We start from the raw sequence: 664 nt of genomic DNA, 5'->3' as shown, positions 1-664 counted from the left end.
TTGGTTGGTCAAATGACCGAAAGTGTGTGCTCAAAAGTTGAGTAAAATCTAACACAAGATTCAAAAAACGCACGCCGACGCCAATTTAGTGATGAAAATCACATACAAAATACAACTACGAGTTAGTCACGATGACTTTGATCACAAAAATAGGGTGAATCTAAATTACAAGCGCAAATAGATGAGATTAATTATCATTTACACACGATCTAGATCACATTTTAATTTCAAACCCTCAAAAATAAATAGTGATTTAGATCACACTTATTAAAACATAGCACCATAAACCATAACCCACCGAATAAAAATACAGCATACCAAGTTCAATTTATATGCACCCATATGTATCAAAACCCTCATTATGTAATTTAATTACAATTTTGATCGTGTAGCTTATTGGTATTTCAAAAGAGCATAGAGCAGATAAATGTCGTTGCGACACTCTGTCTATGATTAAGTTAGTGATATAAATAGAACTCACGTGATTACTGTCAGCCACAGCCCAAAAAAGAAACACTTATATGCCATCAGATAAACTATCTACATCAGCGCTCGCCAAGCAGAGAGAGAGCGAACCCAAAGCCCTTTTCAATCAATTGAAGAGCGCAGGCTATATTGTCCTTAATCAGGATAAATGGGTGTTAACTGCACGCGGTGAGTCTTT

At 35.7% G+C, this 664-nt stretch carries 1 pseudogene; it reads left to right on the top strand.

The window, feature by feature from the left end:
* Window positions 1–521: 521 nt before the first annotated feature.
* Window positions 522–664: pseudogene (locus KIV40_RS32435) on the top strand (glycerol kinase); the annotation flags it as partial.

This window comes from Vibrio sp. D173a, from assembly GCF_030248475.1.
The sequence above is the reverse complement of the archived record's forward strand: the minus strand, read 5'-3'. Positions and strand labels throughout refer to the sequence as shown.